Source organism: Sporosarcina limicola (assembly GCF_014873855.1).
Classification (GTDB): Bacteria; Bacillota; Bacilli; order Bacillales_A; family Planococcaceae; genus Sporosarcina; species Sporosarcina limicola.
The window spans coordinates 282,477-299,847 of record NZ_JADBEL010000001.1; the positions used below are offsets into that span (position 1 = coordinate 282,477).

At 39.1% G+C, this 17,371-nt stretch carries 16 protein-coding genes; 2 read left to right on the forward strand and 14 right to left on the reverse strand.

Features of this window, described 5'->3' with window-relative positions:
* Positions 1–168 precede the first annotated feature (168 nt).
* The 3 genes from H4683_RS01440 to H4683_RS01450 all read right to left on the reverse strand — a co-directional run bounded on the left by H4683_RS01440 (position 169) and on the right by H4683_RS01450 (position 3,319).
* Positions 169–978 (reverse strand): creatininase family protein, encoded by an 810-nt coding sequence (locus H4683_RS01440; protein WP_192597032.1) that lies wholly within the window; start codon positions 976–978, stop codon positions 169–171.
* Positions 979–1,006: 28 nt separating this feature from the next.
* Positions 1,007–2,419, reverse strand: coding sequence for an APC family permease (locus H4683_RS01445; RefSeq protein WP_192597033.1), 1,413 nt, complete (start codon positions 2,417–2,419; stop codon positions 1,007–1,009).
* A gap of 123 nt (positions 2,420–2,542) precedes the next feature.
* On the reverse strand, positions 2,543–3,319 hold the full coding sequence (locus H4683_RS01450) for an IclR family transcriptional regulator (RefSeq protein ID WP_192597034.1): 777 nt from the start codon (positions 3,317–3,319) through the stop codon (positions 2,543–2,545).
* A gap of 1,146 nt (positions 3,320–4,465) precedes the next feature.
* On the opposite strand from H4683_RS01450, the gene H4683_RS01460 reads away from it, so the two are divergent.
* Positions 4,466–5,017 carry a Uma2 family endonuclease gene (locus tag H4683_RS01460; protein ID WP_192597036.1) on the forward strand — a complete coding sequence of 184 codons (552 nt, stop codon included), beginning with the start codon at positions 4,466–4,468 and terminating at the stop codon, positions 5,015–5,017.
* A gap of 246 nt (positions 5,018–5,263) precedes the next feature.
* Here H4683_RS01460 and H4683_RS01465 read toward each other — a convergent pair whose 3' ends face one another.
* The 4 genes from H4683_RS01465 to H4683_RS01480 form a co-directional block, all read right to left on the reverse strand.
* Positions 5,264–7,033, reverse strand: a complete 1,770-nt coding sequence (locus tag H4683_RS01465) for a methyl-accepting chemotaxis protein (RefSeq protein WP_192597037.1) — start codon at positions 7,031–7,033, stop codon at positions 5,264–5,266.
* 445 nt (positions 7,034–7,478) lie between these two features.
* Complete coding sequence (locus H4683_RS01470; protein WP_192597038.1) at positions 7,479–8,471, reverse strand: type II TA system antitoxin MqsA family protein; 993 nt, start codon at positions 8,469–8,471, stop codon at positions 7,479–7,481.
* A 76-nt stretch (positions 8,472–8,547) separates the two neighbouring features.
* Positions 8,548–8,937: a type II toxin-antitoxin system MqsR family toxin gene (locus tag H4683_RS01475; RefSeq protein WP_192597039.1), complete on the reverse strand. Its 390-nt coding sequence runs from the start codon at positions 8,935–8,937 to the stop codon at positions 8,548–8,550.
* 130 nt (positions 8,938–9,067) lie between these two features.
* Complete coding sequence (locus H4683_RS01480; protein WP_192597040.1) at positions 9,068–9,919, reverse strand: dimethylarginine dimethylaminohydrolase family protein; 852 nt, start codon at positions 9,917–9,919, stop codon at positions 9,068–9,070.
* A gap of 99 nt (positions 9,920–10,018) precedes the next feature.
* Between H4683_RS01480 and H4683_RS01485 the strand changes: the two genes are divergently transcribed.
* Complete coding sequence (locus H4683_RS01485) at positions 10,019–10,753, forward strand: YqcI/YcgG family protein (protein WP_192597041.1); 735 nt, start codon at positions 10,019–10,021, stop codon at positions 10,751–10,753.
* 35 nt (positions 10,754–10,788) lie between these two features.
* Here the strand turns inward: H4683_RS01485 and H4683_RS01490 are convergent, their stop codons facing one another.
* The 7 genes from H4683_RS01490 to H4683_RS01520 all read right to left on the reverse strand — a co-directional run bounded on the left by H4683_RS01490 (position 10,789) and on the right by H4683_RS01520 (position 17,357).
* Positions 10,789–11,067 (reverse strand): hypothetical protein, encoded by a 279-nt coding sequence (locus H4683_RS01490; protein ID WP_192597042.1) that lies wholly within the window; start codon positions 11,065–11,067, stop codon positions 10,789–10,791.
* Positions 11,068–11,091: 24 nt separating this feature from the next.
* Positions 11,092–11,502, reverse strand: coding sequence for a type II toxin-antitoxin system death-on-curing family toxin (locus H4683_RS01495; RefSeq protein WP_192597043.1), 411 nt, complete (start codon positions 11,500–11,502; stop codon positions 11,092–11,094).
* Positions 11,502–11,756, reverse strand: coding sequence for an AbrB/MazE/SpoVT family DNA-binding domain-containing protein (locus H4683_RS01500; RefSeq protein WP_192597044.1), 255 nt, complete (start codon positions 11,754–11,756; stop codon positions 11,502–11,504). Before H4683_RS01500 ends, H4683_RS01495 begins: the two co-directional genes overlap by 1 nt.
* A 306-nt stretch (positions 11,757–12,062) precedes the next feature.
* Positions 12,063–13,376 (reverse strand): D-serine ammonia-lyase, encoded by a 1,314-nt coding sequence (locus tag H4683_RS01505; RefSeq protein WP_192597045.1) that lies wholly within the window; start codon positions 13,374–13,376, stop codon positions 12,063–12,065.
* Between the two features lie 33 nt (positions 13,377–13,409).
* A complete protein-coding gene (locus tag H4683_RS01510) occupies positions 13,410–16,031 on the reverse strand; it encodes a YfhO family protein (protein WP_192597046.1) in 2,622 nt (873 codons plus the stop codon).
* On the reverse strand, positions 16,028–16,405 hold the full coding sequence (locus tag H4683_RS01515) for a GtrA family protein (protein WP_192597047.1): 378 nt from the start codon (positions 16,403–16,405) through the stop codon (positions 16,028–16,030). The genes H4683_RS01510 and H4683_RS01515 overlap by 4 nt, the downstream gene beginning before the upstream one ends.
* On the reverse strand, positions 16,392–17,357 hold the full coding sequence (locus H4683_RS01520; protein WP_192597048.1) for a glycosyltransferase family 2 protein: 966 nt from the start codon (positions 17,355–17,357) through the stop codon (positions 16,392–16,394). The genes H4683_RS01515 and H4683_RS01520 overlap by 14 nt, the downstream gene beginning before the upstream one ends.
* Between the last annotated feature and the right edge of the window lie 14 nt (positions 17,358–17,371).

The window sequence follows — 17,371 nt, forward strand, 5'->3', positions numbered from 1 at the left end:
CGGGAATTCAAAAATCAAAAGACCACGCTAAAGCGTATACAGTCTAAAGATGGTGATCTTTAATCACACATTTAAAAAATAAAACTTTAGGTTTAATTCAGATAAAAAAACCCGCATCTATTTTTTTGTTCTAGATTTGGGTTATTTAGTTAGATTAAACTTCAAGTCCTATAAAGGTATATTTCTATTTCTTAAATTTACAATCACTTCATTTTCACAATAATCTATGAGCTCTACTAGGTTTTCAAGGAATTTCTTATGATATTGTTCACCTATCAAACTGGAAGCATCAGTAGCATCTCCCATGATGCCTATTCCCTTGGTATCTTCTTTATAAGTATATACGTCACTTGAATTCAAAATACGATCACCCTCCACAAATGGGTCATGTTGGAAAAATCGGTGTTTTTCAGGTATATTTTTGGCTACTTTTGAAGGGTCACAAAGCTCCGGATATAGAAAAAACATATGCGAACTCTCCATCTCTTCGGCATGTCCAATTCCACCAGGTTCAGATTGTCTTAACTCCTTCCCTTTTTCAAAATTGAAATAGAAAGGGTCAACAATTGGTAGAAAAGCACCTGTTGTATTTCTTAGTCTTGCCGTTGCAATTTTTATAGGTGGTAAGTTAGCTTCCCTATGCCCATTAATAATTATTATTTTTTCGAATCCATGATAAATTAAACTTTGACAAATATCTTCTACTAGAGCTGTTAACGTTTCAGGTCTTAAAGTGATTGTTCCCGGATAAGCCATATGATGAGGCGCCCATCCAACCCATGATTGAGGAGCAACTAGTGTATTCGTTAATTTACCTGCGTCTTCTGCCAACCTTTTTGCAACAAACGAATCTGTTCCTAATGGTAAATGTGCAGAATGTTGTTCTACACTTCCAAATGGAACAATAATTGTTTTCTTTTTTTGTAAATAGGTTTCAATATCTTTCCACTTATTTTCTTGTAACCATATACTCCTCATCAGACGAAACCTCCATTAAATACTATTTTTAAATATCTCCTGTAATCTGTTTCATATCTTCTTCACTCAAATAATCCCAGCGTTTATGTGCATATGCAAAATACCAAATTGTAAGTAGTACGACCCATGAGAAACCAATGATAAGTGCAATTGGTTTAATGAAGGTAAGTATCCAAATACTTCCTACAGTCGCCACAATAGCTAAGATTGGTATATTTCTAATATTTAAAGGGAATCTGAACTTAGGTTTTAACTCGGGTCGGGTGACTCTCACAACAATCAATGCGATATTCATGATAGCCATCATAAACCAATTTGCAAATACGGCTGCACTTACAAGAATCCCAATTGCGGCTACATAGCCTAATGAAGCAGTAAAAGTAGCACCTAAAGCAATAATCCCCGTGAAAATAATCGCAAGACTGGGTGCTCCAGTTTTCTTATTGACTTTCCCAAATATAGTAGGGGCTGCATTTTCTCTAGCTGCAGCATATAGCATTCTCGAAGAACCTAATATACATCCGATTGTAGACGTTCCTGTTGCCGTCAAAGCGGCAATTGCAATTAATATAGCACCAATACCAGGCAATACATTTTCCATTACCAAAGATAATGGAGCGGGTGAGTTTGCTAAGTCCATTGGCGAAGCGGAAGATACGACGCCATAGCCAGTAATAATATACAAGATAACAACGGTAACTAAAGCAGATATTTGAGCAAGCGGCAGGTTTCTACGCGGGTTTTTCGCTTCTTCTCCTAACGTCAAGACAGCTTCAACTTGCATTTGACCGAAAGCAATTAGTGCTGTAGCCGCGAAGACACCATACCATCCATTAGGTAAAAACTCCGGATATTGAAAAGGTCCTCCTGGATTTGCGAATAACGCAATGATTGCGATTGCAAATAGTGAGACCACTTGAATGATTGAAAAAAACGTGTTAATTTTTCCGGTGGCCTGTATTCCCCCTAAAAGGAGTAAGGTAATCAAAATAGAAATGAGTGGTGCAGCTATTACTGGCGAGATGCTTGGAAAAATATAATTAAGGTAACCTGCAAATCCTAAGTTTACCGCACCTGCAGCAAATGCAAATGATAAAAAGTATAAACCCGCACACCATAAGGCAATTAATTTTCCTAGAGTTTTAGATATCGGTGCAAATGCGAATTTAGCGTATGCATAAGATGCACCTTGATAAGGCCAGATTGAGGCCATTTCTGCATAACTCATAGTAGATAATAACGCAACTACTCCCGCTATGATAAAAGCAATGAACAAAGCAGGTCCAGCTTGGGCTACTGCAGGACCGATTACGGTGAAAATTCCTCCTCCTATTAACGCACCTACTCCCACGCTCCATAAATCTACAAAACCGAGCCCTCTCTTTAAGCCAGATGAATTTGCAGACCGTATATCCGTAGTAGTTACAGATCCTTTAGCCATTATTCTGTCCCTCCATTCCGTATAATGAATTCCAAATTCCATTATAACACATTTCCAGGACGATGAAACTAAGCATTCTAATTTTTTCAACAAAAAAAGGAATCTGTTTTAGATTCCCATAAGTTAAGTAGTAGATTTAATTTTATCTGATATTTTTTCGGATGATTCTTTTAAAATATTGATGTACTTTGAAAGCTCAGACTCAAAATCACCTTCAATACCTACAATGCTGATTGTAGCAATAACCTCCTTAGTTATAGTGTTGAATATTGGGACGGCTACGGCTATAGTACCTTCAAATAATTCGCCTTTGCTTATACTATAACCATTTTTTCTAATCTCAATCAAAATTTCTTTGATTAAATCAGGATTCACCGGCGTATATTTAGTGAATTTTTTGTATTCGAAATTATTGATTAAAAAATTCTGCTCTTCCGATTCAGTATAGGCTAATAGAACTCTTGGACAAGCAGCGACATAAAGAGGTGCTCTTTTCCCAATAGTCGGATAGAGACGGATTGGACGCCAAGATTCAAATTGTTCAATATAAACGGCTTCTGAATTGTCGCGTATTGCTAATTGTACCGTTAAATTTGTTTCATTTCTAATATGAATCATTTCGTTTCGTGCTAATTCTCTTATATCCAAACCACTTTTAACAAGCTCTCCTTTTTCTAAAAAAGCGTAACCTAATGAGTATTGTGATTTACCCTGTACTAATACTTTCTTTATATACGCATAATCTTCTAGTTGAGTAAGTATTCGAAAAACCGTTGTTTTAGGAACTTTTGTTTTTAAAATTATTTCCTCCAAAAAAAGTGAGGAATCTTTACTATTAAAACAATTAATAATCTCTAAAGCTTTTTGAATGCTGGATGTTGGTAAATCGTTAGTAGTCATATTTTGTCCTTTCTTATAAAAATAGTTTTCAAAAGTATACTAATTTAGACGTACATGAACTAAGGGTGTTTTATTGTAGTATTCCCCAATCTTTATCTGGAATACATACGGGTCTTTGTCTTCGCCAAATGCTTCACAAATCTGGAATTTGTAGCTCGTTAGTCTTTTATATTTATCTGTAGTTTAGTTGCATAAGCAACCTGAAATAAATGTGCTAGACTTTAAAATGATCCTCGTATTGGTCAGACTGAGAAATGGCAACTAAATCTCTGCTTGCAAACTGCCCATTACTATTCTGAATATCCTTCTGATCTTCATTTAGGGATATAATAGGGTTCATGATAACAAGGTGGTCTGAGTCAATAGCAAATAGGTTGCCATTGTTCTTATACAAAAATGCTGACTTGCTAAAGTCATATAAAAACCCTTTTCAGTTATTTCTGGCCCGGTTAATAGGTTACTTACGTGCTCTATCTTTTGCTTCGTCTAATGTAATATCTCCTTGTTCGACCTCATCGTTCAATAGAATAAGTACTGCGGTTGCTGTGTCTATTAGGTGAGCTAAGTCCATGTGTCCACTGACAATCAATTCTTTTTTAGCGAAGTGATAGCTTGTCATACCAATAGCCAAGCCAGTTACAATAATCATGACAATGATAAGAACTAATCACTGAAACGATAGTTTGCTTGTAATACCTTTCTCCTTTTGCATATACTCACCCCTATTTTACGTACTAATTGGTCATGTGTAAAATTAAATAAAAGATTAGCATCCATCGAATCCAGAATATCACTATTCCAATATTTTTCCAAGCACCCCCCAGCCCATTCTACATGATTATATTTACTGAGGTAAGGAGGATAATCCGCTGCTGCCTTCGTTTCTGTAAACACAAGTTCAAGGGGGTCACTCGTCAGATTTAGTATTCCAAGGGAGGTTACATAGTCGTTCGCCGCGGAATTCCTTCGAGAAATGTCACAAGCCCCTGCTCTGCTATTGTCATGGCTTCTGTGTCGCTGTTTTCATATTGACTTTTCATGTACATCCCCTTCTTTTGCGTTAGCTGTTTACCGGTAAGTTCACTAGGAGTCATGAGGTAACTGACTTTTGTGCTATAATGGGAAAAAGAATTCGGAGGGGTTTTGATGGCACAATCAAAATCAAATCAGCGATTTACAATTACTGAGATTAACACCTGGGATGGAAGTTGGGAATTGATTGACGGCGTGCCTTATAATATGACGCCAGCCCCTTCTCCACTTCATCAACGAATCGTTGGCGAGCTCTTTTTCGAACTTCGCACACATTTTGGAAGTAGTGGATGCGCTGTATACGTTGCGCCTTTCGATGTCCAAGTAGATAAGGCGGATGACTACACGATTGTGCAGCCGGACATTTCTGTTATTTGCGATGAAAGTCAAGTCGGGACGAAGCGTGCAATAGGGGCACCTGAACTCATCATTGAAGTATTATCACCATCCACCGCTTTGAAAGACCGTAACAATAAGTTTAATTTATATGAGCGGACGGGTGTGAAAGAATATTGGCTGGTGGATCCGTACAATGAAACGATTGAGGTGTATGGCGTTTCGGGAGGCCGGTATCGGAAACGGAAGGTGTTTGGGCGGGATGATTCGCTCCTATCGTTTGTTTTTCCTGATTTGAGGGTTGAGTTAAGTGCTGTATTTGCGGATTGAAGCATCCTGGAAGAGGCGCTTTTTTGTTGGGCAATAGTTAATTATAGGCATTGTGAAGTTTATCACCGCCTTATGGTAGTTTATCACCGCCTTGGGACACTTTATCACCGCATTGGTATGAGTTATCACCGACGCTGGTGTGTTTATCACCACCTTGGACGCATTCTAACCTGTTGGAATAAAATAAAGCAAAACATCTTCCAACCAGTTTAGGGTTGGAAGATGTTTTGCTTTAGATACTGACAATTATAAGCGATATTTCCGAATGGTTTCATTCACTTTTTCACTTAAGTCTGTTAAACTTTGTGCAAGGCTACTCACGCTGTTGATCGCCCGTGATTGTTCGTCAACGGATGCTGTCACTTCTTCTGCAGAAGCAGCTGTTTCTTCCGCAATTACAGATACATTTTGAATCGCATCATTGATGATTGTACTTTGTCCCGTAACATTTTGAATCTCCACATTTAACTGTTCCATTGCAGCTGCAGTTTTTTGGACTGTTGTTGCAATTTTATTGAATTCATCCTCTGTATCATTTACAGCAGTATTTAATTGATGGGAAACGGAAATTGTCGTTGCCATTGCTGCAACGGTTTCTTCTACTTCTTTTTCAATACCCACAATCATTTGCTGAATTTGTTTAGTCGATCCATTTGATTTTTCCGCTAATTTCCTGACTTCCTCTGCTACAACCGCAAATCCTTTTCCTTGTTCGCCAGCACGTGCGGCTTCAATACTTGCGTTTAGGGCCAATAGATTTGTTTGCTGTGAGATATTATTAATGGCATCTGTTATGGTTGAAATATCCTTTAACTTCATATGAAGATTAGAAATGCCCACACTTATTTGTTCGGATGCTTGCGTTGATTGATCATTAGATTTTTTTAGAATTGCAACGATACTTTTCCCTTTTAATGCCGCATCTTCAGAAATCGCTGTAATTTCATTGATTTGTTTGTTTTGATTGTTCATTTCATCAACAGAAGTGGTTAATACACCGAGGCTCTCGCTTGTATCTTCTAAATTAGTTGCCTGCCCGACTGCGCCTGTTGTAATTTCTGCCATCGCATCGCCTATCTCATCACTGCTTGCGGACGTTTCTTCTGCTACAGCAGATAATTCATTTGCGGAAGTAACCAACAATTCACTTGTATCCTGTACATTTTGAAGTAATCCACGTAGATTAGCCGTCATTTTATTGAAGGACATGCCAAGCTGACCGATTTCATCATCCGATTCCGGTAGTTGTTTACCTGTCAAATCACCATCCGCTATTTGAAGGGCAGTCTGTGAGACGTGACTTAATGAAGCAAACTTCTTCCTTGTAGCCATATAAAAGGTTCCTAAACTGATGACAACTGCTATCGTTGTTAATACAATGATAATCCATTTTAAGTTAACGAGTGACTCATAAAATTCATCTGTATATGCACCGATTCCGATATTCCAATCCCATGGCTCAAAATAAGTCATATAGGTAATTTTCGTTCGTTCGGTCGTTTCACCAGGATACTTCACGTTACTTGAAATGAAATGATCTTCCTGATTGGAGGACTGAGAAATTTTTATCAAATCTCTGATTACATACTCTCCTCTATCATTCTGATAATCCGTCAAATCATCATTTATTATTCTAATAGGATGCATTGTAACACGATGGGCAGAATCGTACGCAAATACAAACCCATCTTTCTTATACACAAATGCCGACTTGCTATAATCATGTAAAAGTCCTTTTTCGGTTGTTGCTGGTCCATTTAATATGTTACGTGCTCTATCTTGTGCTTCGTCTAATGTAATATCCCCTTGTTCGACCTCATCGTTCAATAGAGTAAGCACTGCGACGGCTGTGTGTGTCAGATGAGCTAAATCTATCTTTCCACCGACAATCAGTTCTTTTTTAGCGAAGTGATAACTTGTCGCACCAATAATCGAACCAACGACTGTAATCATAATAAAGATGTGAACTACTAACCGAAAAGATAGTTTACTTGTAAAGCCTTTCTTCTTTTGCATATGCTCACTCCTATTTTACGTACTAGTTGCTCATGTGTAAGGTTCAAAAAGATGCACGATGACTTTATATATATATCGGATATATAGCCAATTAGTGAAGAGAACTTAAGATGCGGATTATATCCTTACAAGATGCTAGCTAACTTTTTCTTCGATCGATTCGATCAAGCTTTATATCACTCAACTCCGATAACCAGGATCAAACAATGTCAGATCTGAAACCATTGTGTCTGCATACATGAATTTAGGGTTGAATAGCGGCAATCACTCCTATTAAGGAATATATATACCTTAATTACACCTCATTCGCTCCTTATTAAGTCACTATTTATTATTTCGGACACCCTATTTGTTCATTAATCACAAAAACCTCACTTCACAGTGAGGTTTTTGAGTCCATTTTATTCTCTAACAACTGGCATGGAACAACATCTTTAGCCACTTCCTACTTTTCGAACTTTAGTGTACCCGCATATGAATAAGGTATCTTTTCACTATGCCCTACTTCGATCCAGCACTTTTCTTGATGGGAATAATCCGCTATTTGTGAGGCATTCATCGTACTGAATCTCTCGGATACAAATTTAAGAACAGCCGCTTCCTCTTCGGTGAGTGAGCTTTCCTCTAAATCTTGTATGGCTATTGCTTTAATACCGTAACCGTCTTCAACCATCTCAATACTAGGTATACTTTCATATAGGGTATTATATCGTACCGGTACAGGTCCATATTGCAAACGGTTATATGTTGCACCGCTTATCGAAGAATTATAGAGCCTAAAGTGGAAAAAGTCAGCGTAAAACATCAGTTTGTTTAATTTTGTGATAAAGGGTTTTTCCTTATCTGCGAAAAACGTGGCCATGCTTCCAAATTTTTCGAAACTAAATGGCATTTGACCCGTAAAAATAGTTGGCATATGTTGAAAGACATCTCTGATTTCTTTAAAAATAATTTCCTCGTATTTCTTTTCCATTTGGGATCCATTCAGTATATCCAGTAATTGTTCCGCTTTTTCATGATTTATCTCTCCCTTATTTTCTTCTAAAAGTTTTTTCATCCGTTCAGGTCTTCTACTTTCTTCGATCAGCTGACTCTGCACTTTAGTTGGCAAGGAACCGCGCTCATACCTTGAAATCGTAATTTCCCCAAAACCTAATAAATGCGAGTATTCTCGTTGTGTTAACTTATACTTTTCACGAGTCTCTTTAATTTCATCAACTGTGACAAGCCCGTTTGCCTCTCGGTAAAGATTAAAGGCTGTCTGCTGATTTGCTCGATCATACTCTTTGTGAAACAGTTCTTCATGATGAATTTCACAATATGCACGTTTGCCTTTAATGGTGAAATGCTCATTTTTAACGGGATAATTGAAGGTTTCATCAGCTATATAGAATTCAGTTTGTTCATCACACAAGTGACAAAATAGTGTTTCCTTCATTTTTATACCCTCCTATGATTAATCTAGATTCAATATATGCTTAATCCTATCTATTACTATGTTTCACAAAATGGATTTAAACACGATTCCCCCGATAAGGAAATCTCATTGCTCTTTCTGCACTGTGAAAAGACATCATCAGTATATCTGTTTCTTTAGGTTCTTTTCTTTTTCTAATGGCTAGTTTGATATATAAGTCACTCATTGGCTTTTCATTTTCTTGGAAGATGTTTTCTAAGCCAAATTCCCATACCTGCTGCTTAGGAAATTTGTGATCAGGATTAGGACCTCGATAATAGTTCATGGCCGTTAAATCAATAACTAGTGCGAAAGCATCGTCAAAACTTATTCCAAGATTACTCAAAGCATATTTGTTTTTACTGCTAGGCAAAAAATCAATTTTACCTAAACTAATAAATTTACGTACTTGTTCTAAAAATAATTCGATGTCTATTATCGTCGGCATGAATCCCCCTCCTCACAACATATGCCTAATTCTAATTATAAAGGATATCACACGCGTTATCAATTGATAACGAAGAGTTCATTCCTTAATCATAAAAACCTCACTCCACAGTGAGGTTTTTGAGTCCATTTTATTCTCTAACAACTGGCATGGAACAACATCTGAAGGAGCCGCCAGATTTGATAATTTCGGAGAAGTCGACTTCGATAACTTTGAATCCGTGGTCGCGCATTTGGGCGTTGACGTTTTTGTTTTGAGGTAGGCTGAATACTTTTTTGTCACCGATGGATAGGACGTTCGTACCCATAGTGAATTGTTCTTCTTCGGATACTTCGATAAACTTATATTGCCTGGATAACTTGTCGATTGTTTTCCGGTCGAGCGCTGTCGGGAAAATGAGACCGACTTCAGGCGACAGAATATTGAATACGCAGTCGAGGTGCAAGTATTTTTCATTGAACGGGACGGATACGATTTCGTGATTGGGCAGGTCATTTTTTAGTTTTCGTACCGCCTCTTCGGATGTACGGCTACTGATGCCCACGTACACTGTATTGCGGTCAATAATAACGTCGCCGCCTTCTACACGGTTTGTTGTTGTCTGGAATGGAATTTCCTCGTCATCTAGCCATTCTTCAAGGGCTTCTTCTTCACCTTTACGGATGTCACTTGCCATTTCAGCGACAAAGATTTCTTCGCCTACTGTAAAGCCGATATCGCGAGTGAATACTTGTTCCGGGAACTGTTCGGAAGAGGGGAGCTTAATCACTTCTACGCCATGTTCTTTGAGTGTTTTTTCGAAGTCTTCATGTTGTTTCATCGCGATGTCTACATTTATATTTTCGTCTTCGTATTTTTTCTGTACATCGTTGATTACTTCTTCGATTGCCATGAATTTTGGCTGGCATAGTATGACACGGCGTAGCGTATCATATTCTGTATGACATTTTGTTGCAGATGTTTCTTCCGTAGGGGAATTCATTGTCCATCCTCCAGATAATTTTTATCGTCTTCCTTGGTGTTCCCCGTTCGGTTTAATTTAAACATTACACAACCCCAACACTGGTATGGAGGCGGTTTTTTGACTCGAACAAACAAAGTGTTATTGTCGAAAGAGGATTTTGGGGAACGGCCCGATTTGCCGGATTGGTTGTTAAATGAGTACAAGTCATTCCACGAGACAGTAACAAACAAGACATTTCCGTGCTATTTCGGGATGGTTGGTGAGCTGAAAGGCGAGTTACGCTATGCCTATATATTGCAGAGGGATTGGTCGAATTTGCCGGCTGCGTTGAAGTCTTTTTTGGTACTTTTTGAAAATCCGATACACAAGCGACATGGATTATTCGTCTTTGTCGAGCCACTTGAAAAGGAGGGCTCGTTGGGAGATTATCGCAAGCAGTTTTGGGAAATATTGCAGTATTTACATTGGGTGGATGAAGTCGAATGGCCATCAGGAAGTCCACGTGATCCTGCGCATCATTTATGGGATTTTCGTTTCCATGGCGAGCCGATTTTCGTTTTTGGCAATACACCTGCTTACAACCAACGGAAAACACGCAATCTCGGCAATGCAATGGTACTAGGATTTCAGCCACGCCGGATTTTTGAAGGTTTGGAAGGGACGGAAAAAGGTGGCATCATGTCGCGCGAGAAGGTCCGCGAACGCGTTGAGGTGTGGGATCAGTTGCCAAAGCATCCGGACATTAGCCATTTCGGCGATCCAGAGCATAATGAGTGGAAACAGTTTTTCATCGGGGATGATAGTGAACCGATTGTCGGGAGATGCCCGTTTTCTCATAAGGAAATGAATTAAAAGCCGTCCTAGGTGGGCGGCTTTCGCTGTTAGGCTCATGATTCTTTTAAAGCCGTTTCTGTTGTGTCATAGTTTTCAGACGCTTCGTTTAGCGTTTGAAAATAGTCTGCTGATAGTCCGTCAGACGAGTCAACAGGGATAATTTTTCGAATGACCAATTCATGTTCTCGCATTTCCACTTGGACATTTTCTCCTTCAATTACTTTGAGATGGTCGAGCATTTCTTCGGATAGGGTGACAGCGTATGCATCGCCATTCTGGATGATCTGTTGTAGCTGGATTGTTGGTTCTTTCGGGTTCCAATCATTGTTCAATGAAAATCCCTCCATCTTTTGGATTTATTTATCACCATGGACTAAAAAAAGGCCTAACTCTTCAACAATTTTCGCAACTTCCTCTTCTGCACAATCGTGTTCATCATGTGCAATTTTTACTGTGTAGTCTTCCAAGAAGATGTCCTCTACATTCAATGTGTAATTATTTATCTCCAACAAGACTAGGAATACGGAAAGTGCGGTCCGTTTGTTGCCGTTGAAAAAGATATGCATTCTAACAATCGTGTGATAATAACAGCATGCTTTATCAAAAAGTGTTGGAAACAATTCAACTCCGAAATATTTCGCATAGGGTCTTGCCAACATCGCTTCGAACTTCGCTTCTATTTTCACCCCCGCTTGGTTATCTTCATGATGCTCTCCCATGATTGCATAATGAATCAGCAAAATTTCTTCTCTAGTCAAGCAATTCATTAGCGGTCCTTAAGATTGCTTAGTGTTTGACCATATCGTGTCATGACTTTGTCAAGTGCTGATACAATTTCTGGACGGACGTTTTCTGGGAGAGACGGCCTTTTTTTAACAATGAATTCATTGGCAGACGATTCGTAGATGACAGATACGTCATCTCCTTTTTGGATACCCAACTGTTTCACCACTTCAGATGGGATGCTAACAGTAAGGCTATTGCCTGTTTGATTTACTTTTCGGTTGTATTCATATGCCATTGTAAAATGCCTCCTTTGTAATTACAGTAATTATATACTTACCTTGTAAGGATTACAACTTATAAATAGCGAATCGTACTTTTTAAATGTGATGAGTAGTAAACACATGTATTTAACTTGTTTAGCCACAGTACCTTTCAAGGCACAAAGTTTTGTTTTGCTGATAAATGTACTGCTCTTGCTGATATAATTCGGCTGAGTGCTGGATTAGTTAAAACATGAAAAAACCCCACATCTCTGCGAGGTTTTTCATTATTCATATGACTTTTCTTCATGCTCTACCGATTTCCTGGGGAATAAAGTATGTTATTTCCTGGCCATGCCGTAATATAGAGCCATTTCAGATTCGGGAACCATGCTGCCACCTGTTGCCCAGACAAGATGGGTTGCATTAGCGGAGTTGGCGTCTTTCACGTTGTCACGGATAACGTTTACGGGTCCAGTCATACCAGCGAGTGCGGATGGTTCGAGTCGGATGTCTTCTGTGTCGGCGAGCAATTTTAATAGGTGGAACATTGTTGAGTCGGCGATTGTGTAGCAGCCGGATAAAAGTGGTTCCATCGTTTTCCCGACGAAGCCAGATGCTGTGCTAACTGCGAGTCCGTCTGCTGCGGTTTTATTGTCGAGGCCGAAGTCTTGAACGGCTATTCTATCGTGCAAACCGGTTATCATGCCAAGCATCATAGACGGAGAATGTGTCGGTTCCGCGAAGAAACAGTAGACGTTGTCGCCGAATGCGAGCTTGAGTCCGAATGCCACTCCACCTGGTCCACCGCCAACACCGCATGGTAAGTAGACGAATAGCGGATGGTCTTCATCGACAACCGTATCACGTTCTTTTAATTGTGTTGCAACACGTTCACCTGCTACGGCATAGCCTAGAAACAGATCGCGTGAATTTTCATCGTCAACAAAGTGACAGCTTGGTTCTGCATCAGCTTGGCGACGACCTTCTTCAACCGCCTTGCTGTAGTCTTCGGCATATTCGACGACCGCCACGCCTTTTTCACGTAACAGATCCTTCTTCCACTGTTTTGCATCGGCAGACATATGGACAGTAACATTGAAGCCAAGTTTTGCACTCATGATTCCGATGCTAAGTCCAAGGTTGCCAGTTGAGCCGACTGCGATTTTATGCTTTGCAAAAAGGTTTTTGAATTCAGGTTCAGCAAACTTTGCGTAGTTTCCTTCTGGTGTTATTAACCTGTGTTCGATTGCAAGTGTTTCTGCGTGTTTCAGAATTTCATAGATACCGCCACGGGCTTTGATGGAGCCAGAAATGGGCAGCGCATTGTCTTGTTTCAATAGAAGTTTACCTGATATGAGTGTCTTGTATTCACTGCCGATTGCTTCTTTCATCTGTGGGATCGACGTAAGTGGTGATTCGATGATGCCATTTGATTTCTTTGTTTCCGGGAAGACACATTCAATATACGGCGCGAAACGTTTTAGTCGGTCTGATGCATCTTGCACATCCGCTAGGGTTACACTCGTTTTCCGGAGTCCGGTTGCTGTCGATTCAATCAGTGGGTTAAGCCAAAGGACTTCTTCGTGATGAATCATGTTTTCGATGAGCGGAAGCTTCTTTTTCCACTTGTTCACTTCGGTTGTATTCAACATGTTTGTCGCTCCTTTTTCGGAATGTCGTCGTTTTCATTCGTTAATTGAGCTTGATAAACGATATTTTCTCAACAAGAAAAAAGTCAATAGAAGCGAAAGTATTGAACATAGCAACGCCGGGAAAAAGTGCGGCGGATAATACGTTAGTTCAATATCATTCATGCCTTCCTTCAATTTCAAGCCAGTGAAAGCGTAATTCGCCCGTTCAATTTTTTGCTTTTGCCCATTAATTTTCGCTGTCCAACCCTTTTCAAAAGGAATCGGGAGTGTCATATGAGTTTGGCCTGTGTTATTGTCATACGCCAAGGCGACACGCCCACCTTCCCATACCACTGGCACCTCAGGCTCAAGTTCACTTGCCCCTTTTAACGTTTTGAGAAGTTCATAATTCTCTTCATGAAGTTCAAAGTTTGCAATCGTATAATTTCCTTTAGGAAGTCGAATCGAAATTCGATCTGTATGTGAAACTCTTATTGTAATATCATTCATATTTGTGCGATAGATTGAGGTACTTCTTTTGCGATAGGTGTTAAATTCATTCACTTTCAACTTAAATGATTCGTCATGTTCAATGCCTTCTATGAAAAATGATATGAAATAATCGCTGTCATCTTCGCTCGGATTCGTAAGCACAAGATCCAATCCGCCTTCATCTCCCAAAACTGTTAACTTATTCTCTTGGTACGTTGAAGCAACTTCTTCAATTTTCGTTTGTTTGATGATATTTAAGCTTTCTGGGATTGGGTTCCCTTTACCTTCATCTACTATAATTCCCTCAAGCATTGCCCGCTCTTTTGCAATAGGCGAGGCGTTTTCTAAATCAGTTTCTGAAAACACCTTTTTCGTTGTACGGACAAACGGCAGTATATAGTCATTCTTGTAAGCAACAAAGTCCCCTACTTCAGCAAACCGTGAAAAACCATAAGGGATTGCTTTCTTCGGTTTTTCAGCAATATAATACTTCCCACTAAGTACACTATATAGATTCGCGCGGTCTCCAAGCGATGCATAACGACTTACACTTTCTCTACCCATCGCAATTCTCAAGTCAGTCAAATAGAACGTTAGAAGCTCTTTGTTTAAAATACTTGAATACACACTCATCCCTTTAAACTCTTGCACAATGGGCGTGTTGTTCCGACCTCTAGCCATCCAGTCAATACGTGCTAAAGGATCGCTTTCTTCAGCTTGAATCATATTTATTAACTGACGCTGATCTTTTCCATAATAAGCTTCACTCATCATGAATTCTTTAGTAATTCCATATGTGGTTCCCTTATTGTATGTCAGTGTTTGTTTTTGATAAATATTTGCGGACAAAAGGCTCGTTACAAGTACTAACGACGTCAAAAGCACCAGCGTCCATTTCTCCTTCTTCCATGTGTATAACAGAACGGCTGCAAATGTTAGCAATATGCCTGCCAGTTGATAGTTATCGAGTAGGATTGAAATAACTAATGTTGGATCCACCCAATATGCAAAGGTATACAGACTTGCTGTGATGGAGATTGCAATGACGAGTTGCTTAATTTTCACAGTAGAAAATTGTTGAAGACTTACGGCGACAACTCCCGCAACGGTGAGGGACATGAAATATTCCCAACGGTATTGAGGTGCTGAAAGCCCATTAAATAGACTTCCGACGACAGGGCTGTAGTGCATAACCGCCAATAGTAGCGTTAAACTAGCAAAGAATCGAAAAATGCGGATTTTATAAAACGCAAACAATAATAGGCATATAACAGCAAATACCGGCAACATAACAATCCGGCTATTCAGTAGCAAATTATCGACAACACCAAATAACGGGATTTCCCCCTCGTATGGTGGTCTATGATTGTTTAAATAACCATACACAGATGGGATGAAAAACACTGCACTAATGCCAAAACCTGCGATTCCACTTAGTAAAAAGATCTTGACTTGCTGCATCTTTTTAACTTCGTTTTCACTGAGAGGGATCATCCAGCGTAAAAGAATATACATCCCTGCTACCAAGAAATTAATATACGCAAAGTAAAAGTTGTCAATCATACTTAAAGAAACAGCAGCAACAAACCACAACGCATTTTTTTCACGAATCACTTTTTCAGCACCGAATAACAGTAACGGCAAGAAAATCATTGCGTCCGCAAAGAACTCCCAATAGGTCACATGCCGAAAATAGATAATACTCGTTCCATACAATACCGCTCCAACGAAGGCTGGGATTGGTTTGAATTTTATGTACCGGAAATAGCCTATCGTTAGTAAAATCACGACCGTCATGCGCGCAATACTAACAAATAGTATTGCGTTCGCCCAGTATAATACATCTGGTTTGCCAATCACATTCATGGTTTCCAATAAAAAAGTTATAGCGACCGTCAACATAAAAACAATTGACGTGGAAAAATAGTACCCTAACTGTGAGAATGTGCCTCCCCCAAAACCAAATCCATTGGAATAAAAGAAGTTTCCACTTGTGATTTCATTGTACAAAAGGTGTTTAAAGGGAATCATTTGTGAAAGACCATCATTCCTACCCGTCATAAATCTTTCTTCAAGAAACTCAGTAAAAAAGAAGAAATGCGCCAGAAAAGCGATACTTAAACTTGCGAGTAGTAAAACGACTATGTGAACCTTTTTATGTTCAAAAAATCCAGCTTTTGTCATGATGATTTCATCACCCTCCCAGTAACCACAAACGTAATCGGAATTGTGACAAACAGTGCAGCGATTGGCGCAAAGCTGCTATTTAAATGAAGGATATCGACCAAAATGAATAATAAAATTGCTGTAATCGTTATATTGACCGCTTGGGTTAGAGGGAAATAGAAAAACTTCTTCCATGTAGGCTTCACTTTATAGGTATAGAGCGAGTTTAAAAAGAAGGATCCGATAATGCTGATCACGACGCCAATCACATGTGCCAAAAGATAATGCAAAGTGAACCCATGAAGACACACTAAATAGAACGCATAGTAAACGACCGTATTCACACCGCCTACGACTACAAATTTAAAAAATTCAGTATTAATAAATGACATTCTTCTCTCTTTTCTCAGTCACTTGCTCAATGTTTGACTGTTGAATTAAATAATGCGGCCTTTTTTTCGTTTCGTTATAAATTCGTCCAATATATTCACCGATGATTCCTAATGATACCAGTTGAACTCCACCTAAAAAGAGCACCGCTGAAATCGTTGTAAAGTAGCCAGGGACATCAACTCCGTGTTTTAAAATTTGAACAAACGTTGTCCCAATATAAAATAATGCCAATAATAATATAAAGGAGCCCATATAAAAACAAAGTCGTAATGGCTTATTGTTAAATGAAACAATTCCGTCAACTCCGTAATTCAACAGCGCCGCAAAGGACCACTTCGAATCACCTTTTCCGCGGACTACGTTTTCATATGAAATATTTTTTTGTTCCAAACCAATCCATGAGTAAAGTCCTTTAGAGAATCGATTTCCCTCACTTAGCTGCAGAAGAGCATTTACTGCTATTCGACTAAGTAATCTAAAATCGCCCTCTCCATTCGTCAATTGTACGTCTACAGTCTTATTAATGAGACTATAATAAATGACGGATAGAGCAGAACGTATACGTGAATCGCCTTTTCTATTCCTCTTCGCGACGACCTGGTCATAACCTTCTTCAAATCCTTTTAAGAACTCTGGTATCATGTATGCAGGATGTTGTAAATCGGCATCCATTATAATCACAGCGGCCCCAGTTGCATGTTGAAGCCCTGCCAAAATAGCCGCTTCTTTTCCAAAGTTCCGGGTGAATGAAACATATTTCACTTCTTGAAACGTAAATACCAGTTTCCGAATCACATCGATTGTTTCATCTGTGCTTCCATCATCTATGAAAATTACTTCGTATGCATAATGTTGTTGCCGCATTTCTTCATTGATTGCCTTCATGACATTTTCTAAATTGTCTGCTTCGTTATGTGCAGGGATGATAAAAGAAATCGTTAGCAAATCCATTATTCCACCTGTTT

Coding starts and splice junctions, on each gene's coding strand:
- H4683_RS01460 (WP_192597036.1), top strand. CDS start 4,466: ATGGCACAATCAAAATCAAATCAGCGATTTACAATTACTGAGATTAAC.
- H4683_RS01505 (WP_192597045.1), bottom strand. CDS start 13,376: ATGTTGAATACAACCGAAGTGAACAAGTGGAAAAAGAAGCTTCCGCTC.
- H4683_RS01480 (WP_192597040.1), bottom strand. CDS start 9,919: ATGAATTCCCCTACGGAAGAAACATCTGCAACAAAATGTCATACAGAA.
- H4683_RS01450 (WP_192597034.1), bottom strand. CDS start 3,319: ATGACTACTAACGATTTACCAACATCCAGCATTCAAAAAGCTTTAGAG.
- H4683_RS01500 (WP_192597044.1), bottom strand. CDS start 11,756: ATGGCATATGAATACAACCGAAAAGTAAATCAAACAGGCAATAGCCTT.
- H4683_RS01515 (WP_192597047.1), bottom strand. CDS start 16,405: ATGTCATTTATTAATACTGAATTTTTTAAATTTGTAGTCGTAGGCGGT.
- H4683_RS01495 (WP_192597043.1), bottom strand. CDS start 11,502: ATGAATTGCTTGACTAGAGAAGAAATTTTGCTGATTCATTATGCAATC.
- H4683_RS01520 (WP_192597048.1), bottom strand. CDS start 17,357: ATGGATTTGCTAACGATTTCTTTTATCATCCCTGCACATAACGAAGCA.
- H4683_RS01510 (WP_192597046.1), bottom strand. CDS start 16,031: ATGACAAAAGCTGGATTTTTTGAACATAAAAAGGTTCACATAGTCGTT.
- H4683_RS01465 (WP_192597037.1), bottom strand. CDS start 7,033: ATGCAAAAGAAGAAAGGCTTTACAAGTAAACTATCTTTTCGGTTAGTA.
- H4683_RS01440 (WP_192597032.1), bottom strand. CDS start 978: ATGAGGAGTATATGGTTACAAGAAAATAAGTGGAAAGATATTGAAACC.
- H4683_RS01470 (WP_192597038.1), bottom strand. CDS start 8,471: ATGAAGGAAACACTATTTTGTCACTTGTGTGATGAACAAACTGAATTC.
- H4683_RS01445 (WP_192597033.1), bottom strand. CDS start 2,419: ATGGCTAAAGGATCTGTAACTACTACGGATATACGGTCTGCAAATTCA.
- H4683_RS01475 (WP_192597039.1), bottom strand. CDS start 8,937: ATGCCGACGATAATAGACATCGAATTATTTTTAGAACAAGTACGTAAA.